This window comes from Nonomuraea sp. NPDC059007 (assembly GCF_042740555.1).
Lineage (GTDB): Bacteria > Actinomycetota > Actinomycetes > Streptosporangiales > Streptosporangiaceae > Nonomuraea.
The window spans coordinates 1-24,548 of the sequence record NZ_JBHYJD010000040.1 but is presented as its reverse complement, the minus strand read 5'-3'; the positions used below and the strand labels follow the sequence as shown (position 1 = coordinate 24,548).

The window sequence follows — 24,548 nt, the reverse complement described above, 5'->3', positions numbered from 1 at the left end:
TGCGGCACTACCTGGAGTTACTTCCGATTGGCGACTATACAGACACACGAGAGGAGCACGTCATGCAGAAGATCACCCCTTACCTCTGGTTCCACGACCAGGCCGAGGAAGCCGCCAACCACTACGTCTCGATCTTCAAGAACTCCCAGGTCGTCGACGTCACGCCGATGATCGTGACCTTCGAGCTGGAAGGCCAGCGCTTCCTGGCGCTCAACGGCGGCCCGCAGTTCACGTTCAACGAGGCGATCTCGCTCTACGTCGACTGCGAGAGCCAGGAGGAGGTCGACGAGCTCTGGGGCAAGCTGCTGGAGGGCGGCGGCGAGGAGGGCCGGTGCGGCTGGCTCAAGGACAAGTTCGGGGTCTCGTGGCAGATCATCCCGAAGGCGCTGCCGCGCCTGCTCAGCGACCCCGACCCGGCCAGGGCCGAGCGCGCGATGCAGGCCATGTTCACGATGGGGAAGATCGACGTGAAGGGCCTGGAGGCGGCGGTCGAGGGCTGATCAGTCCTCCACGACATGCCGGGTGAAACGGGTGCGCGCCGCCGACCAGGCGGCGTCGTCCCAGCCCCCGGCGGTCAGCGCGGCGACCGCGTCGTAGGCCATGGCCATGGCGTGGTGGGTGTTGTCGTGGGCGAACAGCCCGAGGCGCCCGAACGTGGTGACCCCTTCCACGCCGCCCGCCCAGGCGTCGAGACCGGCCAGGTGCTCGGCGTAACCGGTGCGGTAGACCGGGTAGACGTGCGGCAGGCGGCGTACCTCGATCCCGGCGAGGTTGACCGGCGGCAGTCCCGAGCGGGCCAGGCACTCGGCGATCAGCCCCGAGAAGTCATCACATGTCCAGATCTCGTCGCCCACCTGGCAGGGGATCTCGAAGCACAGCACGCTGCGATCGGCCGGATCGGCGGCGCTGACGCGGTAGTTGGCGGGCTCGGAGACGCGGGTGACAGGGGTGCCCGCGTCCGGGAGGTAGTGGGCGTCGTACGGGGTCCACCTGCCGCCCTCGTGCACCGCGTAGACCAGCACCATCGCCCGGAACTCCAGCCGGGCCGCCGCGCTCAGCACCCCCGGCCCCGGTCCGGGTTCGACCAGCCTGGCCAGCAGCGGCATCGGGATCGTCGAGAACACGTGCCCGGCACGGATCTCCCGCCCCGCGTGCACGACGCCGCCGGACACCCGGGTGCAGGCGGTCCCGAGCCGGATGTCGGCTCCGGCGGCGCTCGCCGCGTCGGCCAGCGCCTCCGCGATCTGGCCGAAACCGCGCCTGGGGTAGTGGAAGACCCTGCCCTGGCCGTTCGGGGCGCCGCGCAGGACTCGGCGGGCGATCTTCCACGGGCTGTCGGCGGTGACCCGCCTGCGCGCCTGGTCGCCGTCGATCTCCTCGCCGGGCAGGCCCCAGAGCTTGCGGGCGTAGGGCTCGTAGAGCGCGCCGTACAGCGCCGGTCCCAGGCTCGCGCGCAGGACTTCGGCGTAGGTGCCCCCGGCCGGCCGTACACGCAGCGGGGAGGTGAGGGCGTCGCGGGCGACACCCCCCACCAGCCGGTACGGCAGCCGCCGCACCAGTTCCCCCGCCCGGAGCGGAAACCCGACGAACCGCCCCGCCACCCGCAGCCGCCCGTTGCGCGGCCGGAGCTGCAGGTCCGTGCCGAGCAGCCCGCGCAGGGCGGCCAGCAGGTGCGGCGGCGTGGCGGGGTGCAGACGGTGGCTGCCGTGGTCCACGCGCACCCCCGCGACCTCGAACCCGGCCGACAGCCCGCCGACGTGGTCCGCGCGCTCCAGCACGACGACCGACAGGCCGCGCGCGGCGGCCCGCCAGGCGGCCGTCAGCCCCGCCGGACCAGCTCCGAGGATCACCAGATCCGCACCTGTCACAGCGGATCAGCCTATGAGACGTTAAGTAGTGAAAAATTCCTTCGCAAAACTCTCGCCCGAGAAGGAAAATGTTGAGACGCTGACTCCACCTGAAGCCCCCCAGTCCAAGGAGCAGTGAATGCGCAGAGCCTTGGCGATCGTCGCCTTGCTCCCGTTACTCAACATTCCGGCGGCCCACGCCGACGAACCCGCCGACCGGCAGCAGGCCTTCGCCGCGGCGGCCAAGGAGTTCCAGGTGCCGGCGAGCGTGCTGCTCGGCGTCTCGTACCTGGAGTCGCGCTGGGACGCCAACACCGGCCGGCCCAGCAGCGACGCCGGATTCGGCCCCATGCACCTGACGGACGCCGCCGCCTACACCGGCTCCAACCACCATGAGGAGGGCGAGGAGGACCCGCGCGGCGACGACAGCAGGCCCCTTCCCCCACGCGAGGAGGCTCCGCCGGCCCCGGCCGAGATCCCCGAGTCGCTGCGGACCATGGAGAAGGCCGCCGAGCTGACCGGCGAGACCCACGAGAAACTGCGCACCGACCCGGCCGCCAACATCCGCGGCGGCGCGGCGCTGCTGGCCTCCTACCAGAAGGCGCTCGGGGCCCCGCTCAGCGACGACCCGGCCCAGTGGTACGGCGCGGTCGCCCGTTACTCGGGCGCGGAGGAGAAGGAAGCCGCCCAGTTCTTCGCCGACGAGGTCTACACCACGATCAAGCAGGGCGCCGAGCGCACCACCGACGACGGCCAGCAGGTCAGGCTGACCGGCGTACCCGGGCTCGGGGCGATCAAGGAGTGGCTGGACAAGCTCGGGCTCAAGCCCCCGCGCCGCGACGGCGTCGAGTGCCCGTCCACGATCTCCTGTGAGTGGATCCCGGCCAAGCAGGCCGAACTGCCCAACGGCAACTACGGCAACTTCGACACCTCGAACCGGCCCTTCAACCAGAAGGTCGACTACATCATCATCCACGACATGGAGGGGTACTGGCGGCCCTCCATCGACCTGCTGCTGAACCCCGCCCGCGCGGCCAGCTGGCACTACTCGCTGCGCTCCAACGACGGGCACATCGCCCAGCACATCAAGACCAAGGACGTCGGCTGGCAGGCCGGAAACTGGTACGTCAACGCCAAGTCCATCGGCCTGGAGCACGAGGGCTTCCTCGCCGAGCGCGGCTCCTGGTACACCGAGGCCATGTACCGCACCTCCGCCAAACTGGTCCGGTACCTCGCGCTCAGGCACGGCGTCCCGCTCGACCGCGCGCACATCCTCGGCCACGACAACGTCCCCGGCACCCTGCCGACGACCGTGCGCGGCATGCACGAGGACCCCGGGCCCTTCTGGGACTGGGACCGCTACTTCAAGCTGCTCGGCGCGCCGTTCCACCCCTTCGGCGGCCCGAACGCGGGCTCGGTCATGATCAAGCCGGACTTCGCCACCAACAAGCCGTACTTCTACGGCTGCGACCGCAAGCAGCCCGAGCTCGACTGCCCGCCCACCAGCGCCGCCACCGTCTGGCTGCGCAAGGAACCGCGCCCCGACGGCCCGCTCGTGGACGACATCGGCAAGCGCGGCGCGGGAAGGTCCATCTACAGCGTCTACGACCACAGCGCCCGTGCCGTCACCGGACAGCGCTACGCCGTCGCCGATCGCCAGGGCGAGTGGACCGCCATCTGGTACCTCGGGCAGAAGGCCTGGTTCCACAACCCCGCCTCGGCCCCGACCGCGATCCCGTCCATGGGGCTCGTCGTCACCCCCAAGAAGGGCCTCGCGACCGTCCCCGTGTACGGCAGGGCCTACCCGGAGCAGGAGGCCTACCCGGCCGACATCCCGTACCAGCCGATCACACCGCTGATGTACACGTTCTCCGCGGGCGAGAAGTACAGCTTCGGCGGCGCCCGGTTCGGCGAGTACTACCGCGCGGTCACCATCGACCCGTCCACCCACAAGGTGGTACGCGGCAAGACGCTCTACTACCAGATCCAGTTCGGGCATCGCGTGATGTTCGTCAAGGCCAGTGACGTGACCCTGTCCTGGGCCTGATCACCGGGCGGGGCGGCCGGGCCGCCCCGCCTCTCACCTGCTCCCGACCAGGACGGGATAGTCGGTGTAGCCGCGGTGGTCGCCGCCGTAGAACGTGGCCGGGTCGGCCAGGTTGTACGGCCCGCCCGCCTTGATCCGGGCCGGAAGGTCGGGGTTGGCCAGCCAGTACGCCCCGAGCGTGACGGCGTCGGCCAGCCCCTCGCGCAGCGCGGCGGCCGCCTGCTCGGGAGTGCCCGACTGGGCGCCGGGCTCGGCCTTCGGGTTCAGGATCAGCGTCCCCGGCCATGTGGCCCTGATGACCTTGGTCAGTTCCCTGTCCCACTCCATGATGTGCAGGTAGGCCAGGCCGTACCGGGAAAGGGCGCGCGCCAGCGCCGGGTAGAGCTCGTCGGAGTCCCGCTCCCTGATGCCGTTGCTGGGGTTGCGCGGGGAGATGCGGAAGCCGACCCGCTCCGGCCCGATGGCGTCGCCGACCGCCTGCGCGACCTCGACGGCCAGGCGGATGCGGTTGTCCACGCTGCCGCCGTAGGCGTCGGTGCGGGCGTTGGCGCTGCCGCACAGGAACTGGTGGATGAGGTAGCCGTTGGCCCCGTGCAGCTCGACCCCGTCGAACCCGGCGGCGAGGGCGTTCCCGGCCGCGGCGACGAAGTCGTCCACGGTGGCGGCGATGTCGGCGAGCGTCATCTCCTTGGGCGCCGGGTGCTCCAGCAGGCCCTCGGGGGTGTAGAGCCGCTCACCCGACGCGATGGCCGACGGGCCGTGCGGCAGCGCGCCGTCGGGGTAGAGCCACGGGTGCCCGACCCGGCCGGAGTGCATCAGCTGGGCGAACATCCGGCCGCCGCGGGCGTGCACGGCGTCGGTGACCTTGCGCCAGCCCGCGATCTGCTCCTCGGAGTGCAGCCCGGGAGTGTCGATGTAGCCCTGGCCGATCACCGAGGGCTGCGTACCCTCCGAGATGATCAATCCGGCGGCGGCGCGCTGGGCGTAGTACTCGACGGCCAGCTCGGTCGGCACCGCGCCCTCGGCGGCACGGCTGCGGGTCATCGGGGACATGAAGAGCCGGTTGGGCAGTTCCAGTCTTCCCACGGTCACCGGCTCGAACAACTCGTTCATCACAACCTCTTCCTGCGTCAACGGGGCTGGCCACGAAGGTACGAGCGGCGGAATCACCGACGAATCCGTACGGTTTACTGGTCCGTGTACTTAGGAGGACGCGTGCTCTACGGCAGGACCACCGAGCAGGCCGGGCTCGCGGATCTCATCGCGCGGGCACGCGACGGACGCAGCGGCGCGCTGGTGATCCGCGGCGAGCCCGGCATCGGCAAGACCGCGCTCCTCGCCTGGGCGGAACGGCAGGCGGCCGGGGTCCGCGTGCTGCGCGTGACCGGGATCGAGCAGGAGGCCGACCTGGCGCTGGCCGGGCTGGCCCGCCTGGTGTGGCCGGTACGCGAACGCCTCGACCGGCTGCCGGACCCGCAGGCGGACGTGCTGAAGGCCGTGCTCAACGGCGGCGGCGCGCCGTCCTCCGACCGGTTCCTGACCGGGCTGGCGACCCTGAGCCTGCTGGCCGACCTGGCCGAGGACGAGCCGCTGCTGTGCCTGGTGGACGACGCCCAGTGGCTCGACCAGGCCAGTGCGGAGGCGTTGCTGTTCGCGGCCAGGCGCCTGGCCGCCGAGGGCGTGGCCCTGGTGTTCGCCACACGGGAGGACGGCTTCGCCGCAGCGGGACTGGCCGAGGTGCGGCCCTCCCGGCTCGACGCGGCCAGCGCGGCCGGGCTGCTCACCGAGCACGGCCTGGCCGCCGCGATGCGCCGGCACGTGATCGACGAGTCGGCGGGCAACCCGCTGGCGCTGATCGAGTTCGCCGCCGCCCAGCGCGACAGGCCGGCCGCATCGGTCCACCTGCACGTGGCCGACCGGGTGCTCGGCTCCTTCCGCGCCCAGATCGTGAACCTGCCGGAGCGTACGCGGCGCATGATGCTCATCGCCGCCGCCGAGGGACGCGGCGACCTGCCGATGCTGGTGAACGCCGGAAAGGTCCTGGGCGTCGGCCTCGATGACCTGGAGGCGGCCGAGCGGGCCGGGCTGGTGCAGGTGATCGACGACACGCTCGCCTTCCGGCACCCGCTGATCGCCACCGCCGCCTACCAGGGCGCGCCGATGGCCCGCCGGGTCGAGGTCCACCGCGCGCTGGCCCAGGCGAGCGTCACCGCCGACTGCCGCGTCCACCACCTGTCGGCCGCCACCACCGCGCCCGACGAGGACGTCGCCGCCGAGGTGGCCGACGCCGCCGGACGGGCGCTCGGGCGCGGCGCGTACTCCGCCGCCGTACGCCTCTACCGCCAGGCCGCCCGCCTGTCCCCCGGCGACGCCGCCCAGGTCGCGCACCTGGGCCACGCCGCCGGCGCCGCGCTCAGCGCCGGGCATCCCGCCCAGGCGGCCGAGCTGTCCGAGCAGGCGGAGGAGCTGGCCAGGACCGCGCCCGCGCACGGGTCTGGGCTGGCCGAGCTGGCCCAGGTGCGCGCGGCCGCGTTGTTCGAGCTGGGTGAGCGGGGGCGGGCCGTACACCTGCTGATGGAGCGGGCCGGGCAGGCCGAGACGGACCGCGCGGCCGAGATGCTGCGCGCGGGCGCGACGTACGCGTGGTTCTCGTGCGAGTCCGCCGCGGTGCGCACCGCCGCCGCGAGCCTGCACGAGATCGGCCGGCCCGACCCCATGGTGTACGGGCTGGCGCGGCTCATGGACGAGGACTACGCCGGCGGGCTGCCGCAGCTGGCCGGGTTCCTCGCCGAGCCGGAGGCGGGCAGGACCGCCGAGGCCATGTACACCGGCGTGATCGTCGGCGACGACGCCGCCACGCTGGCGCTGGCCGCCGCCGAGGTCGCCCGCTGCCGTGAGCGCGGCCTCGTGGGCGCGCTTCCCGAGGCGCTGCGGGTGCTCGCCCAGACGCAGGTACGCGCCGGGCTGCACCGCGAGGCCGAGATGGCCGTGGCCGAGGCGGCGGAGATCGTCAGGGACACCGGGCTGCCCCAGGACCTGCCCTGGCTGAAGGCCGTGCCCGCGCGCATCGCCGCCATCGAGGGCGACGCCGGCACCTGCCGTGAGCTCACCGCCCAGGCGCCCGACGAGGAACACGCCGGCACCGCCATCACCCTCAGCCTCCTCGACCTGGGCCTGGGCGACTACGAGTCGGCCCTGTCCCGCGTGGAGACCGCCTGGCGCGGGCCGGGCGCGAACGGCCTCGACCTCATCACCGCCGCCGCCGACCAGGTCGAGGCCGCGGTACGGCTCGGCCGCCCCGACCGCGCCCAGGCCCCGTTGCGCCGCTTCACCGCCTGGGCCGAGGCCACCGGCCAGCCCTGGGCCCTGGCAGTGGCCGCCAGAAGCCAAGCCCTGACCACCGACCCCACCCTCCCCACCTCCCCAGCAACCCCGCCCACCTCCGGGGTGACCACCTCCGAGATCGCCACCTCAGGGGTGGCCGGATCAGGGATGACCGGATCGGGGACGACCGACTCCGGACCCGGAGCGGGGTCCGGAGGCGGGGCGAGAGACGGCGCGGGAGCCGGACCCGGGAAGGGTGCCGAGGCCGGGAAGGGCACCGGGCCCGGGGACCGGGAGGGTGTCGGGCTTGGGGACCGGGAGGGTGCCGGGGCCCCTGGGGAGGTGGGTGCCGGGTCTGGGGTTGAGGAGTTGTTCTTGCGGGCCGTACAGCTGCATCGGGAAGGGCCGGGGCGGCCGTTCGAGCGGGCGCGGACCGAGTTGCTCTACGGCGAGTGGCTGCGGCGGGCCAGGCGGCGCAGCGACGCCCGCACGCCCCTCCGCTCCGCACTGGAGATCTTCGAGCGGCTCCGCGCCACCCCCTGGGCCGAGCGGGCCCGCGCCGAACTCCGGGCGACCGGCGACAGCGTCCCGGTGGCCGAGGCGACCGCGGCCAATCCGCGCGACCGGCTGACCGCCCAAGAGCTCCAGGTGGTACGGCTGGCCGCCGAGGGCCACAGCAGCCGGGAGATCGCCGCCCAGCTGTTCCTGAGCAAGCGCACGGTGGAGCACCACCTGTACAAGGCCTATCCGAAGCTGGGCGTCGGCAACCGCCGCGAGCTGGCCCGCCTCGACCTCACCGGCGCCGGCTAACGCTTCTTGACGAACTCCGCGACCGCCTGCCGGGTGCTCTGCAACGCCTCCTGCGAGGAGTCGAACGTGCGCTGGGCCACGCCCACGAACACGCAGTCGACCATGACGAGCTGGCTGATACGGCTGGCCATGGCGGCGGGGCGGAACTCGGTCTCCCGCCCGGCGGAGATCAGCACGTGCTCGGCCAGCTCGGCGATGGACGAGCGCGGGTTGTTGGTGATCGCGACCGTGGTGGCCCCGGCCTCGCCCGCCCGTCCCAGCGGCTCCAGCACGTCGGGCGTCTCCCCCGAGGTGCTGATGCCGATCGCCACGTCGCCGGGCTTGAGCAGCACGGCGCTGGTCAGCGCGAGGTGGGCGTCCTGGAAGGCGTGGCTGGACATGCCGATGCGCAGCAGCTTCTGCGCCATGTCCATGGCCACCAGGCCGGAGGCGCCGACCCCGTAGGCGTCCACCCGGCGGGCGCCGACGATCGCGTCGACGACCAGGCCCAGCCGCTCGGAGGTCAGCTGCGCCACGGTGTCGTTGATCGCCTCGGACTCGGCCCTGGCGACCTTGTGGATGACCTCCGACAGCGGATCGTCGGGGGCCAGGTCGCCGGGCACCAGCCGGTCCGGCTGGGCCGCGGCGGCGGCCAGCGCCAGGCGCAGCTGCGGGTAACCGGCGAACCCGAGCAGCCGGGCGGTCCGCACGATCGTGGCCTCGCTGGTGCCGGAAGCGGCCGACAGCTCGGTGATCGTGCTGCGCGCCACGGTGGCGGGATCCTCCAGGATCAGCCGGGCCACGGTCTGGGCGGCGGGCGTCAGCGACGGCAGCACGCCTCGGACCGTGGCCACCAGGGTGTCGGCACGCATGCCGTCGCGACTGTCGTCCACAAAAACGATTATGGGGCCAATGTCAGCGCAGTGTGCCGTTCGTCATACCCGCGGGTTCCTCGGGTACGGCGATGAGCCCGAGCTCGGCCCGCGCCACCGCCAGCGGATGCGAGGGCACCACGCGGACGGTGTAGCCGAAGGCGCCGGTGTTGTCGAGCGGGATCGTGCCCGTGTAGTGGGCGCGGCCGTCGTCGCCGGGGTGCCCGTCGAGCGTGAGCTCCAGGTAGCCGGGGTGGATCAGCTCGTCGTGCGGGCCGACCCTGCCGTAGGCCGCCTCCACCATGACATCGGAGGGGTCGAGGTCGCCCAGCGCGATCGTGGCGCGCAGTTCCAGGGCGGCGCCCACCTCGGGCGTGTCGCCGACGCCCGACGCCTCCACGTGCTCGACCCGTACCCCCGGCCAGGCCCGTGTCACCCGCAGCCGCCAGGCGGCGAACGACTTGGCGGGGGCGTACCCGTCGGCGGACAGGGCGCGGGCCGAGGCGGCGGCGGGCGCGTAGAGGCCGACCACGTAGTCGCGCAGCATGCGGCCGGCCAGCACCTTCGGGCCCAGCGAGGCGAGCGTGTGCTTGACCATCTCCAGCCAGCGCCTGGGCAGGCCCTCGGGCGAGCGGTCGTAGAAGCGGTCGGCGACCTGGTGCTCGATGAGGTCGTAGAGGCCGGCCGCCTCCAGTTCGTCGCGGCGGTCGGGGTCGGTGACGCCGTCGGCGGTGGGGATGGCCCAGCCGTTGGTGCCGTCGTACCACTCGTCCCACCAGCCGTCGCGGATCGACAGGTTGAGCCCGCCGTTCAGCGCCGACTTCATGCCCGAGGTGCCGCTGGCCTCCAGCGGGCGCAGCGGGTTGTTCAGCCAGACGTCGCAGCCCTGGACGAGCAGCTGGCCGAGTGCCATGTCGTAGTCGGGCAGGAAGACGATGCGGTGGCGTACGTCCTCGGAGTCGGCGAAGGTCACGATCTGCTGGATGAGCTTCTTGCCGCCCTCGTCGGCCGGGTGGGCCTTGCCCGCGATGAGGATCTGCACGGGCTTGTCCGGGTCGAGCAGCAGGGTCTTCAGCCGCTCGATGTCGGAGAGCATGAGCGTCAGCCGCTTGTAGGACGGCACGCGGCGGGCGAAGCCGATGGTCAGCACGTCGGGGTCGAGCGCCTCGTCGATCCAGCCGAGCTCGGCGTCGGAGGAGCCGCGGGCCCGCCAGGAGGCGCGCAGCCGTTCGCGGGCGCCCTCGACCAGGCGGCGGCGCAGGATGCCGCGGATCGACCAGATCTCGGAGTCCGGGATCTTCTGTACGCCCTCCCAGCCCTGGGCCCGCTCGATCAGGGCGGGCAGCTCGCGGCCGGCCAGTTCCATGAGCTCGCGGCCCACCCAGGTCGGCGCGTGCACGCCGTTGGTGATCGAGCCGATCGGGATCTCGTCGAGGTCGAAGCCCGGCCACAGGGTGTGGAACATCTCCCTGCTGACCTCGCCGTGCAGCTCGGAGACGCCGTTGACCCGCTGGGCCAGCCGCATGCCCATGATCGCCATGTTGAAGCGGTCGGGCTCGGCCTCCTCGCCGAGCGCCAGGATGCGGTCGACCGGGACCGTGGGCCAGGCGTTGTCGCCGCCGAACTGCCGCTCGATCATCTCGACGGGGAAGCGGTCGATGCCCGCGGGGACCGGGGTGTGGGTGGTGAAGACGGTGCCGGCGCGTACCGCCTCCAGGGCCTCGTCGAAGCTCAGCCGGGCCTCGGTCAGCTCGCGGATGCGCTCAAGGCCGAGGAATCCGGCGTGGCCCTCGTTGGTGTGGAAGACCTCGGGCTCGGGGTGGCCGGTGCTCTCGCAGTAGGCGCGGATGGCGCGTACGCCGCCGATGCCGAGCAGGAGTTCCTGCATGAGGCGGTGGTCGGTGCCGCCGCCGTAGAGGCGGTCGGTGACGTCGCGGGCGGCGGCGTCGTTCTCGGCCACGTCGGAGTCGAGCAGCAGCAGCGGAACCCGGCCCACCTGGGCGGCCCAGACCTGGGCGTGCAGGGTGCGGCCGCCGGGCAGGCCGACGCGGACGTGTACGTCCTTGAGCAGGGTCAGCGGCAGGCCGCCCGGGTCGAGGGAGGGGTAGTGCTCCAGCTGCCAGCCCTCGGGGGACAGCGACTGGGTGAAGTAGCCGTGGCGGTAGAGCAGGCCGACGGCCAGGATGGGCACGCCCAGGTCGCTGGCGGCCTTCAGGTGATCGCCGGCCAGGATGCCGAGGCCGCCGGAGTACTGGGGCAGGGCGGCGGCTATGCCGTACTCGGGAGAAAAGTAGGCGACGGCGCTCGGCGCGTCGGAGAGCGTCTGGTACCACCGGGGCGCGGTCATGTACTCGCGCAGGTCGTCGGCGGCGTCGGCGAGACGGCGCAGGAAACGGCGGTCGGCGGCCAGCTCGCGCAGTCTGGCGGGGTCGACGGCGCCCAGCAGGGCGACGGGATCGTGCCCGACCTGACGCCACAGCTCTGGGTCGACCTCTGCGAACAGGTCCGTCGTCTCCGGGTGCCATGACCAGCGGAGATTGTGGACGAGCTCGCCGAGTGCGGCCAGCTCCGCGGGCAGGACGGTGCGGACGGTGAACCTGCGGATAGCTCTCACGTTGGGAACCCTAGGGCGTCGAAGGGGCTTGCACGAGGTGATCGGGACCTCTGAGTCCCTCACCATGCGCATACCCCTTCAAACCCCCTTCCGACCAGAAGCATGAAGCGGGACTATTGGGGCAACTCCCCCATATGGCCGTCCCAGGGACACACTTGGGTGGCTTCCGCCGCCTCCCGCATCGAGATGCAAGGATCGTTCCTGCCACGTATCTGCTCTACGCGGACCGAGCCATGAGAACGGAAGCGATGATCGGACGAATTCCCATCACGGACATCCAGCCTGTCGTCGGATGCGGGCAGTGGCCCGCGAAGTCGGTAGCTGGTGAAACCTTCGAGATCTCCGCCACCGTGTTCCGTGAGGGACACGACGCCGTGGCGGCCGGGGTCGTGCTCACCTCGCCCGACGGCCGGCGCGGGCGGCTGAGACCCATGCTCGAACAGGGCAAGGGGACCGATCGCTGGGCGGTGCCCGTCACCTTGGCCGACGAGGGCGACTGGCAGTTCCGCGTGGAGGCGTGGAGCGACCCGATCGCCACGTGGCTGCACGACGCGGGGATCAAGATCCCGCGCGGGATGGACAGCGACCTGATGTGCGAGGAGGGCGCGCGCCTGTTCGAGCGCGCCGCCCGCGCCGTACGGCCGGCCGACTGCCCCCACCCGCTACGCCCCGCCCGCACCACCGCTACCACCACCACCGCCCCCACCAGCCCTGCCACGGCCGACGACACGCCGGCGGACGCGCCCGGCGAGAGCCCGTGCGGGCACCGGGTGGCGCTGCTGTCGGTCTCGGCGACCCTGCGCGACGAGGACCTCGACCCCCGGGCGCGGCTGTCGATCGCCCAGTTGCCGGACACGGCCGCGCTCCTGGCCGCCCACCCGCTGCGCGACCTGGTGACGCGGTCCAAGCAGCAACGGATCAGGGTGGAGCGGCGCCGGGCCCTGTACGGCTCGTGGTACGAGTTCTTCCCCCGCTCCGAGGGCGCGATCGTGGACGCCGCCGGCATCAGCAAGTCCGGAAATTTCCAGACCGCTGCCAAGCGCCTGCCCGCCGTCGCCCGCATGGGCTTCGACGTCGTCTACCTGCCCCCGATCCACCCGATCGGCCACGCCTACCGCAAGGGCCGCAACAACACGCTCACCCCCGAGCCCGACGACCCGGGCTCCCCCTGGGCCATCGGCTCCGAGGACGGCGGGCACGACGCGATCCACCCCGACCTCGGCACCATCGAGGACTTCGACGAGTTCGTCGGACGCACCCGCGAGCTGGGGATGGAGGTGGCGCTCGACTTCGCGCTGCAGTGCGCCCCCGACCACCCGTGGGTCAAGGAGCACCCGGAGTGGTTCACGATCCGGGCGGACGGCACGATCGCGTACGCGGAGAACCCGCCCAAGAAGTACCAGGACATCTACCCGCTCAACTTCGACAGGGACCCCGAGGGCATCTACACCGAGGTCAAGCGGGTGCTGCGGCACTGGATGGACCACGGGGTGCGGATCTTCCGGGTGGACAACCCGCACACCAAGCCGGTGGCGTTCTGGGAGCGGCTGCTGGCCGACGTCCACACGACCGATCCCGACGTGGTCTTCCTGGCCGAGGCGTTCACCAGGCCGCCCATGCTCCAGACGCTGGCGAAGATCGGGTACCACCAGTCGTACACGTACTTCACCTGGAAGAACTCCAAGCAGGACGTGGAGAGCTACCTGTCGGAGCTGTCCGGCGAGACCTCGCACTACCTGCGGCCGAACCTGTTCGTGAACACTCCGGACATCCTGCACGAGTACCTGCAGCACGGGGGCGTGCCCGCGTTCAAGATCCGCGCCGTCCTCGCCGCACTGTGCTCGCCCACGTGGGGCGTCTACTCGGGGTACGAACTCGCCGAGAACATCCCAGTACGGCCAGGCAGCGAGGAATACCTAGATAGCGAGAAATATCAGTACAGACCACGCGATTGGGTGGCAGCAGAGCGAGAAGGCCGCAGTCTCGCCCCCTTCATCACCCATCTGAATTTGTTCCGAAGAGCTCACCCAGCACTTCAGGAATTGCGTAACCTACAGTTCCACAGGGTTGACCACCCGGACATGGTCTGCTTCTCCAAGCGGCTCCCCGGCGCCTACGACACGAGCCTTCGCGACATGGCCACACGATGGCAGAGTTTGGGCGACGTCGTTCTGGCGGTCATCAACCTGGATCCGCACAACACCCATGAGGCGACGGTCGAACTCGACCTGCCCGCCCTCGGACTCGACTGGAACGCCGAGTTCGTCGTGGACGACGAGCTCACAGGTGAGTCGTACCGGTGGCGGCAGCAGAACTACGTGCGCCTCGACCCCCATATCCACCCGGCGCACATCTTCACCGTGCGAGCGGCTCACAGGTAACGAAGCCTTTCGGGGAGTCCAACTTGTCAGACACCGTGAACTCCGCTGCCATCCCCAACACCTTCGACGAGGAAAAGCCCCGCGACCCCCACTGGTACAAACGCGCGGTCTTCTACGAGGTGCTCATCCGGGGTTTCGCCGACTCCAACGGAGACGGTACCGGCGACATCAAGGGCCTCATCCAGCGCCTTGACTACCTTCAGTGGCTGGGTGTCGACTGTCTGTGGCTGTTGCCCTTGTACGAGTCGCCGCTGCGCGACGGCGGCTACGACATCGCCGACTTCATGAAGATCCTCCCGGAGTTCGGGGACCTCGGGGACTTCGTGAAGCTGGTCGACGAGGCGCACAAGCGCGGCATGCGGGTCGTCGCCGACCTGGTGATGAACCACACCAGCGACGCCCACCCCTGGTTCCAGGCCTCCCGGCACGACCCCGAGGGCCCGTTCGGCGACTTCTACGTCTGGAACGACAACGATGAGAAGTACCAGGACGCCCGGATCATCTTCATCGACACCGAGACGTCCAACTGGACCTACGACCCCGTGCGCGGCCAGTACTACTGGCACCGCTTCTTCCACCACCAGCCGGACCTCAACTATGAGAACCCGGCCGTGCAGGAGGCGATGCTGGAGGTCCTGAGGTTCTGGCTCGACCTCGGCATCGACGGGTTCCGCATGGACGCCATCCCCTACCTGTTCGAGGAGGACGGCACCAACTGCGAGAACCTGCCGAAGACCCACGCCTACCTCAAGCGGGTGCGGGCCGAGGTCGACCGCCTCTACCCCGACCGCGTCCTGCTGGCCGAGGCCAACCAGTGGCCGTCGGACGTCGTGGAGTACTTCGGCGACCCGGTGGGCGGCGGCGACGAGTGCCACATGGCCTTCCACTTCCCGCTGATGCCGCGCATCTTCATGGCGGTACGACGGGAGTCGCGCTACCCGATCTCCGAGATCCTGGCCCAGACGCCGAAGATTCCAGAGAACTGCCAGTGGGGCATCTTCCTCCGCAACCACGACGAGCTGACGCTCGAGATGGTCACGGACGAGGAACGCGACTACATGTACTCCGAGTACGCCAAGGACCCGCGCATGCGCGCCAACGTCGGCATCCGGCGGCGCCTGGCACCGCTGCTGGAGAACGACCGCAACCAGATCGAGCTGTTCACGGCGTTGCTGCTGTCACTGCCCGGCTCGCCCGTGTTGTACTACGGCGACGAGATCGGCATGGGGGACAACATCTGGCTCGGCGACCGCGACGGCGTGCGCACCCCGATGCAGTGGGACCCCGACCGCAACGCGGGATTCTCCGACTGCGACCCGGGGCGGCTCTACCTGCCGGTCATCATGGACCCGATCTACGGCTACCAGGCCATCAACGTCGAGGCCCAGCAGAAGAACGGCGGCTCGCTGCTGCACTGGACCAAGCGCATGATCGAGATCCGCAAGCGGCACCCGGTCTTCGGCCTGGGCGAGTTCATCGAGCTGAACTCCTCCAACCCGAGCGTGCTGGCCTTCGTGCGCGAACTGGGCGACGACCGCATGTTGTGCGTCAACAACCTCTCGCGCTTCCCCCAGCCGGTCGAGCTCGACCTGCGCAGATTCACCGGCGTCTCACCGGTCGAGACCATGGGCGGGGTACCTTTCCCACCGATTGGCGAACTTCCGTATCTTTTGACGCTTCCTGGGCATGGGTTCTACTGGTTCACTCTCCCACCGGCCAGAGCCCAGGAGGAGTAAGACGTGCTGGAGCAGCTCCTTGCCGCATGGCTTCCACAGCAGCGCTGGTTCGGCGGCAAGGGGCGCCCGATCGACTCGGTGTCGGTCGACTCGGACGTCGAGCTGGAGCCCGGACTCCAGCACGTGATCTTCGCGGTCTGGCAGGACGGCTCCCGCGAGCGCTACCAGCTCCTGCTCGGCATCCGTGACGAACTACCGGAAAGGCTGTCGCACGCCCTGATCGGCGTCATCGGCGACCAGTACCACTACGACGCGGCCCACGACGCCGACCGCACCGGCTGGCTGCTGGACGGCATGGCCCGCGACGCCTCCACCGGCGGCCTGCGCCTGCGCCACATCCCCGGCGTCGCCGTCGACACCTCACCGCGCAGCCTCGTGCTGGGCGCCGAACAGTCCAACACCTCTCTGGTGTACGGCGACGCGTACATCTGCAAGCTCTTCCGGCGGCTCATCCCCGGCGTGAACCCGGAGCTGGAGATCGTCCGGGCCCTGGCGGCCAGGAACGCGCCGCACATCGCGCAGCCGTACGGGTGGATCGAGGGTGAGCTCGACGGGACCGCGACCACGTTCGCGATCATGCAGGAGTTCCTCTCCACCGCCAACGACGGCTGGGACCTGGCCCTCGCCAGCGTCCGCGACCTGTACGCGATGCCCGAGCCCGTGGCCGAGTCCGGTGAGCGTGTGCTGGCCGCGGAGGCGGGCGGCGACTTCGCCGCCGAGGCGGAACGGCTGGGCGCCGCCACCGCGCGCATCCACGGGGAACTGGCCGCCGCGTTCCCGACCTCGACCGTGGAGCCGCACGAGATCAAGCGCATGGCCGAGGACTTCCGCCGCCGTCTGGGCCGGGCCATCGCCGAGGTGCCGGTGCTGCGTGAGCACGCCGGGCCGATCGAGGCCGCCTTCCAGGACCTGGACGAGGTGGCCGTCGAGGTGCCCATCCAGCGTGTGCACGGCGACTACCACCTCGGCCAGGTCATGCGCACGACCACCGAGTGGATCATCCTGGACTTCGAGGGCGAGCCCGGCCAGCCGCTGGGCGAGCGCACGGCCCTGTCCTCGCCGCTGCGGGACGTGGCAGGGATGCTGCGCTCCTTCGACTACGCCGCCCGCCACCTGCTGGCCGGCCACCCCGAGGCGGACCGCCTGGAGCCCCGGGCGGCCGACTGGTCCGCGCACAACCGGGCGGCGTTCCTGACCGGCTACCGGAGCGGCGGCGGCAACCTGGACGCGGCCCAGGTGCCGCTGCTGCGCGCCTTCGAGCTGGGCAAGGCCGTCTACGAGGTGGTCTACGAGGCGCGTAACCGCCCCTCCTGGATCTCCATCCCGCTGGCCGCCTTCGGCTAACGGCCGGGGTGCAGTTCCTCGACGAGGCTCTGCAGGCCGTCGTCCGGGTGCCCGTCGGCGACCCGCTTGTCCACCAGGTGCTTCAACGGGGCCAGCAGGTTGCCTTCGATGCCCTGCTCACGCATGGCCAGCGCGATGCTGTCGAGGCCGACCTGGTTCACGCCCAGGTTGGCCACGTCCGTACCCCATTGCCCGGCGTCGACCTCCTCCGCCCAGCGGTGCGCCAGTTCGCCCATCGCGCGCAACCACGGCACCAGGAGCGTCGAGGCGAAGTCGCCCACCGGCAGCCCGGCCGAGCGCACCAGCGCGAACGCCTGCGTGATGCCCGCGATCTGCCCGTACATGCCGGTCAGCATGGCCATGTCCAGCAGCGGCGCGAGCCCCGGGTCCGCGTCCACGAACCGCGCCTCGGCGAGCTGCCCCAGCGGCTCGGCGAAGCGGTCGAACACCTCCCTGGAGCCGCTGTAAAGGATCAGCGCGCCGGGCGCGCCGATCATCTGGGGAACCGCCATCACGCCGCCGTCGAGGTAGTCGGCGCCGCGCGCTCCGGCCCAATCCGAGGTACGGCGGGCCTCCTCGGGCCGCCCACTGGTCAGGTTGACCAGCGTCACACCCCGCAGATCCGTCTCCCCGAGCAGCCCGTGGACGGTGTCGTAGTCGAGGACGCACACGATCACCAGCGCCCCGGGCCGCACCGCCTCCGCGAGGTTCCCGGCGCGCTTGGCACCCATCGCGACCAGGGGTTCCGTCTTACTGTCGGTGCGGTTCCATACGGTTACCTCATGCCCGGCCTTGAGCAGGGTCTCGGCGAGTGCGGTGCCCATGAGGCCCAGGCCGACGATCGAAATCTCAGTCATGGCTCCAGCGTGCTGGCGTGGGGTTATGGTCGGCTTCTGAGCGAGTTATGGGGGGATTATGCGGTTCGGGGTGCTAGGGCCCCTGGAGGTGTGGGCGGCCACCGGGGAGCCGCTCACCGTGCGGGAGGCGAAGGTCAGGCTGCTGCTGGCGGCGCTGCTCGTGCACCGCGGGCGGCCGGTCTCCGCCGACCGGCTGGTCGAGGAGCTGTGGGGCGAGCGGCCGCCGCGTGACGCCCTCGCCGCGCTGCGGGTCAAGGTGTCCCAGCTGCGCGGGGCGCTGGCCGACCGCGACGCGATCAAGTTCCGCGCCGCCGGATACGTGCTCGACGTGCCCGCCGAGGCCGTCGACGCCGAACGTTTCCAGGCGCTGCTCACCGCGCCCGCCCCCGACGCGCGGGCACGGGCCGACGCGCTGGTCCAGGCGCTCGGCCTGTGGCGCGGGCCCGCCTTCGCCGGGCAGTCCGACCACGACGTGGTGCGCCCGGCGGCGGCCAAGCTGGAGGAGCAGCGCCTGTCCGCCCTGGAGGAGCTGGCCGAGGTGCGGCTGACCCTGGGCGAGCCGGTCGAGGTCGCCGACCTGGTGGCCGAGCACCCCCTGCGCGAGCGGCTGCGCGCCGCGCACATACGCTCCCTCTACCGGCAGGGCCGCCAGAGCGAGGCCCTGGCCGCCTACGCCGACCTGCGCGAACGCCTGGCCGAAGACCTGGGCCTCGACCCGTCGCCCGAACTCGCCGACCTGCACGCCCGGATCCTGCGCCAGGACCCGGCCCTGCAGGCGCCCACGCGTGCCCAGAGCAACCTGCCCGCCCCGCTCACCGACCTCATCGGCCGCGACGAGGCGGTGGCCGAGGTGAGCGCGCTCCTGGCCGACAACCGCCTGGTCACGCTGACCGGCCCCGGCGGCGTCGGCAAGACCCGGCTGGCCCTGGCCGCTGCCGCCGCCTCGGCCCAGGCCTTCCCTGACGGCACCTGGCTGGTCGAGCTGGCGCCCGTGCGCCCTCGGCGCGACGACCGGTGCGTGGCGGCGATCGTGGGCGAGGTGCTCGGGCTGCCCGACCACGGGCAGGGGTCCGTCGCCGAGCGGGTCGCCGCCGCCCTGTCCGGCAAGCGCGCCCTGCTCGTCCTGGACAACTGCGAGCACGTGGTCGAGCAGGTCGCGCCGCTGACCCGCCACCTGTTGCAGGCCGCGCCCGAGCTGCGCGTGCTGGCCACCAGCCAGGAGACGCTGCGGGTCAGCGGCGAGAGCGCCTGGAGCGTGCCGCCGCTCGCGCCGGAGGCGGCGATCGAGCTGTTCAGCGTGCGCGCGGGCGGCGGGCTGGTCGGCGACGCGGCCGTGGCGGAGATCTGCGCCCGCCTCGACGGGATTCCGCTGGCGGTCGAGCTGGCCGCCGCGCGGGCGCGCGCCCTGTCACCGCGCCAGCTCGCCGACCGGCTGGACGACCGGTTCCGGCTGCTCAGCACCGGGATGCGGGACGCGCCGGCGCGGCAGCGGACGCTCCGGGCGATGATCGACTGGAGCTGGGATCTGCTGAGCGAGCCGGAGCGGCTGGTGTTGCGGCGGCTGGCCGTACACGCTGACGGGTGCACGCTGGAGGCGGCGGAGCAGGTGTGCGCGGAGCCGGGCCACGACGTGCTCGACCTGCTGGCCAGGCTGGTCGACCGCTCGCTCGTGGTGGGCGGGGCGCGCTTCCGGCTGCTGGAGTCCGTCGCCGCCTACTCGGCCGAACGGCTGGCGGAGGCGGGCGAGTCCGACCTGGTACGCCGACGCCATCTCGACCACCACGTCGCGCTGGCCGAGCGGGCCGAGCCGTACCTGCGCGGGCATGACCAGCAGCGCTGGCTCGACACGCTCGACACCGAGGCGGCCAACCTGCGCGCGGCGCTCGACACCGCGGCCGCGATGGGGCTGGCCGAGCAGGCGCACCGCCTGGTGCGGGCGCTGGCCTGGTACTGGGTGCTGCGCGGCAGGCTGGGCGAGGCGCGGCGGTCGCTGGAGACGGCGCTGTCGCTGGCCGAGGATCCGCAGACGCGGATGTGGTGGGCCGGGGTGGCGATGTCGATGGGCGATCCCGTCGACCTCGATCCCGCCGAGCTGGACAAGGTCGACGATCCCGGACGGCGGGCCAGGCTGGGGTGGTTCCTGGGGATGGCGCTGTTCGGGTTCGAGAGCCCGGAGTGCAGCGACTCGCTGATCGGCCCGGCGCTGGAGACGTTCGTGGAGCTCGGCGACATGTGGGGCGAGGCCGCGGCGCTCAGCGTGCGGGCCAAGCGGGCCATGATGCGCGGCGAGCTGGCCGAGCTTCGGGCCGACGCCGGGCGGAGCCTGGAGTTGTTCAAGCTCGCCGGTGACCGGTGGGGGCAGACGCGGGCCACGGAGGTGCTCAGCTCGCTGGCCGAGATCGTCGGCGACTACGCGCGGGCGGCGGAGCTGCGCCGCGAGGGGCTGAAGGTGGCCGAGGAGCTCGGGTTGTGGAGCGACGTCACCTCGATCCTGTCCAAGCTCGGGCGGATCGCGCTGCTGGAGGGCGACTACGCGCTGGCCGACGACTACCACGAACGCTCCCGCAGGCGCGCGGTCGAGCAGGCCAACCGGCCGGCGGAGGAGGACGCCGAGGTCGGTCTCGCGCTGTCGGCCCGGCGGCAGGGGCGGCTGGACGACGCCGAGCGGCACCTGCGGCGCTGGCTGGGCTGGGTGCGCGAGGTGGCCGGCGAGCCGGGGGCGGCACTGATCCTGGCCGAGCTCGGCTTCATCGCCGAACTCCGCGGCCACGCCGTCCTGACCGCCGCGACGGGCCAGGACAACGCGGGGTTCGGCGCTGATCCGCCCGCCGCCGTGCTGGTGCACGCGGACGTCGCGGTCGCCTCGCATCTCGACGGGCTGGCCGCCGCGCGGGCCGTGGGCGATCCCCGGGCGATCGCGCTGTCCCTGGAGGGGGTGGCGGGGGCCAGGACGCTCCAGGGACGTCATGAGCAGGCGGCGGTGCTGCTGGGGCAGGCGACCGCGCTGCGGGAGGGGTCCGGGGCGCCGCTGCCGCCGGGCGAGCGGGGCGACGTGGACCGGATCGCCGCCCATGCGCTGGCGGGGCTGGGCGAGCAGCCGTACATGTCGGCCCGCGCCCGTGGCGCCGCCCTGCCCCTGTCCGACGTTCTCGACCTGGCCTACCGGGCCACCTGATCAGGAACGGGCAGCGCCTCCGGCTCCTCGCTCCCCTGGGCGCTCGTCGGCGGGACCATGCGCAGGGCCACGGCCGACAGCAGGGCGGCGGCCAGCAGGACCACGGCCCCGGCACCTGCGGCGACGTTGATGCTGGTGGTGAACGCCTCGCGGGCGGCGCTCGCCAGCGCGGTCCCCGTGGCCTCGGGGAGTTCCTGCGCGGCTGACAGGGCCCCGCCCAGCGTGTCGAGTGCCGCCCCCGGGGACACGCCGTCGGGCAGTTCCAGGCTGCCCCGGTAGACGGCGGCGGCGATGCTGCCGAAGACGGCCAGCCCCAGCGCGCCACCGAACTCCTGGCCGGTCTCCGACAGCGCGGCGGCCGAGCCTGAGCGCTCCGGCGGCGCGGCGCCCACGACCAGGTCGGTGCCGACGACCAGGAGCGGCGAGGCGCCCAGGAAGAACAGCACCTGGCCGCCGACCAGGAGCGCGACGCCACCGCCCGCGTCCACCTGGGTGAGCAGGGCGACGCCCGCCGCGCCGACGACCAGCCCGGCACCGGCCACGTACGCGGGGCGGATCTTCCTGGTCAGCAACGGCGCGACCAGGAAGCCGATGATCACGGCGACGCTCGGGGGCAGCGCCCAGAGACCCGCCTGCAGCGGGGACAGACCCTCGACGAGCTGCAGGTACTGCCCGGCCAGCAGGCCCAGCGGCGGGCCGATCAGGATGACGAGCATCAGCGTTCCGAGCGCGGCGCTGAACCGGCGCTCGGCGAACAGCTTCATGTCCAGGAGCGGGTCGGCGAGCCTGCGCTGCCTGCGGATGAACACGACGGCCAGGGCCAGGCCGGCGACGAGGGTGGCGGCGGCCGGCCAGGAAGGGCCGTACGTGGCGATCTCCTTGACCCCGTAGATGGCCAGCAGCGCGGCGGCGACGGAGAGCACCACGCTGGCCGCGTCGACGCGGCCGCTGCTCGGCGCGCGGTACTCGGGCAGCAGCAACGGCCCGGCGACCAGCAGGATCGCCATGACCGGCACACCCAGCAGGAACGCAGAACCCCACCAGAAGTTCTCCAGCAACGCCCCGCCGACGACGGGCCCGAGCACCATGCCCGCGGTGAAGCCGGTCATCCACAGGCTGATCGCGGTCGTGCGCTGGGCCGGATCGTGGAACATGTTCCTGATCAGCGACAACGTCGAGGGCATCAGCGTGGCGCCGGCGACGCCGAGCAGGGCGCGCGCGGCGATGAGCAACTCGGCGCTGGGCGCGTAGGCGGCCAGCACGGAGGCGGCGGCGAAGGCGGCCCCGCCGATCAGCAGCAGCTTGCGGCGGCCGATCCGGTCGCCGATGTTGCCCATCGTGATCAGAAAGCCGGCGATGAGAAAGCCGTAGATGTCGTTGATCCACAGGAGCTGCGCGGCGCTGGGCCGCAGGTCCTCGGTCAGCGCGGGAACGGCCAGGTGCAAGACGGAGACGTCAATGGAGATCAACAGGGTCGGCAGGATCAGGACCGCCAGACCGGTCCACTCGCGACGACCGGCACGTTTCATGTTCATGCAAATAAACGATAAAAGCTCAACTCGACTTGAGGTCAACCTGATATCGGCGATTGCCGGCCGGAACAACCCCGCCAACCACTACTCTTCGTAGGCCTTGTCTAACGAAGGGTAAGGAGGCGGCATGCGGCGCGTTGTTGTGGTGGCGGCCGCGGCCACCGGAATCTCGCTTTTCGCCGGCGCGGCCGTACTACTGACCGGCGAGGACGCCCCGGAGGCCGCGCGGACCGCGCGGACGACGCCCTCGCCGGGCGACCCGCTGACGCCCGGCGAGGTCAGCCGCGCGGGCGCGATCGCGACCGGGCCCTCCCACGAGCACATGAAGGCCGGCCGCGTCGAACTGCTCTACGTCGAGCGCGACGACGACAAGGCCGAGGACGACCGGCGCGCGGAGGCCTACCTCTACGACTACGCCGACGACTCGCTCATCGTGCGCACGGTCGACCTCGGCGACAACAAGATCGTCAGGGAGACCCGGGGCAAGGGCGTGCAGCCGCCGCCCTCCCCCCGCGAGGAGACGGCCGCCGCCGAACTGCTGCTGGCCCACCCCAAGCTCGGCAGGGGCGTGCGGCGTGCCTACGCCAAGGCCGCGGGCCGCGAGCTGCGCTCCGCCGCCGACCTGGGGCTGCGCGGGCTCATCTACTCCCAGCCCGGCGGGCCGTGCGCCACCCACCGGTGCGTGCGGCTGTTCGTCCGGCTGCCCGACGGCAAGCACCTCGACACCAGCCGCATCGTCATCGACCTGTCCGCCAAGAAGGTTCACACCCTGGAGTGGTGACTTGTTCCTGCAACTCGCTCTGGCGGTCTTCGTGGCCGCCGCCGGTTCCGTCACACCCCTCGCCTCCGGTACGGCTCCCGCGGAGCGTCCGTGCGGCTCGCCGTACCTGATCGACCGGGAGCTTCCCGGCGGCGCGCGCTGGCGGCTGTGCTGGGAGATGCGCACGATCGAGGGGCTGACGCTCAACCGGGTCACGTACGTGCCCAAGGGCTCGCCGGGCGTGAGCGTGCTGCGGAGCGCGGCGCTGGCGCAGATCCACGTGCCGTACGACTCGGGCGAGCCGCGCTACCACGACATCGGCTCGCTCGGCTCGGCGGCGATCCCGCTCACCGACGCCGACTGTCCGGGCGGCGAGCGGCGCAAGCAGGTGGTGTGCGTGACGACCAGGCCGCGCGGCCACGCCTACCTCAAGGACGGCTTCGGCGACCCGGCGCTGCGCAGGTCGAAGCAGGGACGCGAGCTCGTGGTGCTGTCGGCCTACCAGGTGGGCTGGTACACCTACATCGCCGAGTTCGTCTTCGGCGACGACGGCTCGATCACGCCGCGCGTGGGCGCGACCGGGTCACTGGCGGGCACCACGACCGCGCCCAAGCACGGCTGGCCGATCGGGGTGGGCGGCAGGCATTTCGAGGAGTCCCACAGCCACAACGTGTTCTGGCGGATGGACTTCGACATCCAGGGCGCCTCCCGCGATGTCGTGGAGCAGTACGACTTCGCCGGTGACAGGACGAAGAAGCGGGCGTTGAAGCGGACCGTCCTACGCCGCGAGACCAAGGCGGTCAACCGGCGGATGCGCTGGTGGCGCGTGGTCGATCCGAAGGTGCGCAACACCGATCTCCACCCGGTCAGCTGGGAGATCAACAACTCCGACAGCGCGCAGTACCGCGGCCCGTCGGACGAGGCGTTCACCCGCGCCGACCTCTACGTGACCCAGTACCGCTCCTGCGAACGCCTGGCCACCTACAACGTGGCTCCCAAATGCGGCAAGTCCGTCGACCAGTACGCCGGCCGCGAGCGCGTCAAGGACCCGGTGATCTGGGTGAACGTCGGCTACCACCACGTCGCCAGGGACGAGGACGCCGACCCGATGCCGGTCCACTGGCAGGGCTTCCGCATCACTCCGCGGGATGTGACGGCGAAGAACCCGCACTAGCTGTTCTGTCCTGAGAGGTTAGGTACGCGGTTGGCGGGTGGTTGGCCGCCGAGTGCGGTGTGGCCGCGGTGGTGATTGTAGGCGTGTAGCCAGGGG

At 71.7% G+C, this 24,548-nt stretch carries 15 protein-coding genes; 9 read left to right on the top strand and 6 right to left on the bottom strand.

What is annotated here, in order from left to right:
* The first annotated feature begins 62 nt into the window (after window positions 1-62).
* Window positions 63-500, top strand: coding sequence for a VOC family protein (locus ACFWY5_RS43215; protein WP_379612080.1), 438 nt, complete (start codon window positions 63-65; stop codon window positions 498-500).
* Here ACFWY5_RS43215 and ACFWY5_RS43210 read toward each other — a convergent pair whose 3' ends face one another.
* A complete protein-coding gene (locus ACFWY5_RS43210; protein WP_379638313.1) occupies window positions 501-1,850 on the bottom strand; it encodes an FAD-dependent oxidoreductase in 1,350 nt (449 codons plus the stop codon).
* A 136-nt stretch (window positions 1,851-1,986) separates the two neighbouring features.
* Between ACFWY5_RS43210 and ACFWY5_RS43205 the strand changes: the two genes are divergently transcribed.
* On the top strand, window positions 1,987-3,894 hold the full coding sequence (locus ACFWY5_RS43205; RefSeq protein WP_379638312.1) for an N-acetylmuramoyl-L-alanine amidase: 1,908 nt from the start codon (window positions 1,987-1,989) through the stop codon (window positions 3,892-3,894).
* Between the two features lie 33 nt (window positions 3,895-3,927).
* Here ACFWY5_RS43205 and ACFWY5_RS43200 read toward each other — a convergent pair whose 3' ends face one another.
* Window positions 3,928-5,007 (bottom strand): alkene reductase, encoded by a 1,080-nt coding sequence (locus tag ACFWY5_RS43200; protein ID WP_379638311.1) that lies wholly within the window; start codon window positions 5,005-5,007, stop codon window positions 3,928-3,930.
* 102 nt (window positions 5,008-5,109) lie between these two features.
* On the opposite strand from ACFWY5_RS43200, the gene ACFWY5_RS43195 reads away from it, so the two are divergent.
* The gene (locus tag ACFWY5_RS43195; RefSeq protein ID WP_379638310.1) at window positions 5,110-8,028 is read left to right on the top strand and encodes an AAA family ATPase; all 2,919 of its coding nucleotides are present in this window, start codon (window positions 5,110-5,112) and stop codon (window positions 8,026-8,028) included.
* On the opposite strand, the gene ACFWY5_RS43190 is transcribed toward ACFWY5_RS43195, so the two are convergent.
* Both ACFWY5_RS43190 and glgP read right to left on the bottom strand, forming a co-directional pair.
* Window positions 8,025-8,900, bottom strand: a complete 876-nt coding sequence (locus ACFWY5_RS43190) for a MurR/RpiR family transcriptional regulator (protein ID WP_312896764.1) — start codon at window positions 8,898-8,900, stop codon at window positions 8,025-8,027. The genes ACFWY5_RS43195 and ACFWY5_RS43190 overlap by 4 nt on opposite strands.
* Window positions 8,901-8,922: 22 nt before the next feature.
* Window positions 8,923-11,493 (bottom strand): alpha-glucan family phosphorylase, encoded by a 2,571-nt coding sequence (gene glgP / locus ACFWY5_RS43185; RefSeq protein ID WP_379612085.1) that lies wholly within the window; start codon window positions 11,491-11,493, stop codon window positions 8,923-8,925.
* Between the two features lie 248 nt (window positions 11,494-11,741).
* Here glgP and ACFWY5_RS43180 point away from each other — a divergent pair, with 248 nt between their 5' ends.
* The 3 genes from ACFWY5_RS43180 to ACFWY5_RS43170 are packed head-to-tail and all read left to right on the top strand — an operon-like array spanning window position 11,742 to window position 16,954.
* Complete coding sequence (locus ACFWY5_RS43180) at window positions 11,742-13,874, top strand: alpha-1,4-glucan--maltose-1-phosphate maltosyltransferase (protein WP_379638309.1); 2,133 nt, start codon at window positions 11,742-11,744, stop codon at window positions 13,872-13,874.
* Window positions 13,875-13,897: 23 nt separating this feature from the next.
* Window positions 13,898-15,610: a maltose alpha-D-glucosyltransferase gene (treS, locus tag ACFWY5_RS43175; RefSeq protein ID WP_379612088.1), complete on the top strand. Its 1,713-nt coding sequence runs from the start codon at window positions 13,898-13,900 to the stop codon at window positions 15,608-15,610.
* A 3-nt stretch (window positions 15,611-15,613) separates the two neighbouring features.
* Window positions 15,614-16,954: a phosphotransferase gene (locus ACFWY5_RS43170; RefSeq protein WP_379638308.1), complete on the top strand. Its 1,341-nt coding sequence runs from the start codon at window positions 15,614-15,616 to the stop codon at window positions 16,952-16,954.
* Here ACFWY5_RS43170 and ACFWY5_RS43165 read toward each other — a convergent pair.
* Complete coding sequence (locus ACFWY5_RS43165; RefSeq protein WP_379612090.1) at window positions 16,951-17,811, bottom strand: NAD(P)-dependent oxidoreductase; 861 nt, start codon at window positions 17,809-17,811, stop codon at window positions 16,951-16,953. The genes ACFWY5_RS43170 and ACFWY5_RS43165 overlap by 4 nt on opposite strands.
* Window positions 17,812-17,869: 58 nt before the next feature.
* Between ACFWY5_RS43165 and ACFWY5_RS43160 the strand changes: the two genes are divergently transcribed.
* Window positions 17,870-20,986 (top strand): BTAD domain-containing putative transcriptional regulator, encoded by a 3,117-nt coding sequence (locus ACFWY5_RS43160; RefSeq protein WP_379638307.1) that lies wholly within the window; start codon window positions 17,870-17,872, stop codon window positions 20,984-20,986.
* Here ACFWY5_RS43160 and ACFWY5_RS43155 read toward each other — a convergent pair.
* Window positions 20,971-22,521, bottom strand: coding sequence for an MFS transporter (locus tag ACFWY5_RS43155; RefSeq protein ID WP_379638306.1), 1,551 nt, complete (start codon window positions 22,519-22,521; stop codon window positions 20,971-20,973). The two genes, ACFWY5_RS43160 and ACFWY5_RS43155, sit on opposite strands and share 16 nt — an antisense overlap.
* A 124-nt stretch (window positions 22,522-22,645) precedes the next feature.
* Here ACFWY5_RS43155 and ACFWY5_RS43150 point away from each other — a divergent pair, with 124 nt between their 5' ends.
* Together ACFWY5_RS43150 and ACFWY5_RS43145 are read left to right on the top strand one after the other, a co-directional pair.
* Window positions 22,646-23,299, top strand: coding sequence for a hypothetical protein (locus tag ACFWY5_RS43150; protein ID WP_379638305.1), 654 nt, complete (start codon window positions 22,646-22,648; stop codon window positions 23,297-23,299).
* A 1-nt stretch (window position 23,300) separates the two neighbouring features.
* Window positions 23,301-24,452, top strand: a complete 1,152-nt coding sequence (locus ACFWY5_RS43145) for a copper amine oxidase (protein ID WP_379612093.1) — start codon at window positions 23,301-23,303, stop codon at window positions 24,450-24,452.
* The last annotated feature ends 96 nt before the right edge of the window (window positions 24,453-24,548 follow it).

Excerpts from the sequence above, each read along its gene's own strand:
- ACFWY5_RS43150 (WP_379638305.1), top strand. The coding sequence starts at position 22,646 with ATGCGGCGCGTTGTTGTGGTGGCGGCCGCGGCCACCGGAATCTCGCTT.
- ACFWY5_RS43160 (WP_379638307.1), top strand. The coding sequence starts at position 17,870 with ATGCGGTTCGGGGTGCTAGGGCCCCTGGAGGTGTGGGCGGCCACCGGG.
- ACFWY5_RS43180 (WP_379638309.1), top strand. The coding sequence starts at position 11,742 with ATGATCGGACGAATTCCCATCACGGACATCCAGCCTGTCGTCGGATGC.
- ACFWY5_RS43205 (WP_379638312.1), top strand. The coding sequence starts at position 1,987 with ATGCGCAGAGCCTTGGCGATCGTCGCCTTGCTCCCGTTACTCAACATT.
- ACFWY5_RS43215 (WP_379612080.1), top strand. The coding sequence starts at position 63 with ATGCAGAAGATCACCCCTTACCTCTGGTTCCACGACCAGGCCGAGGAA.
- ACFWY5_RS43155 (WP_379638306.1), bottom strand. The coding sequence starts at position 22,521 with ATGAACATGAAACGTGCCGGTCGTCGCGAGTGGACCGGTCTGGCGGTC.
- ACFWY5_RS43165 (WP_379612090.1), bottom strand. The coding sequence starts at position 17,811 with ATGACTGAGATTTCGATCGTCGGCCTGGGCCTCATGGGCACCGCACTC.
- ACFWY5_RS43200 (WP_379638311.1), bottom strand. The coding sequence starts at position 5,007 with ATGAACGAGTTGTTCGAGCCGGTGACCGTGGGAAGACTGGAACTGCCC.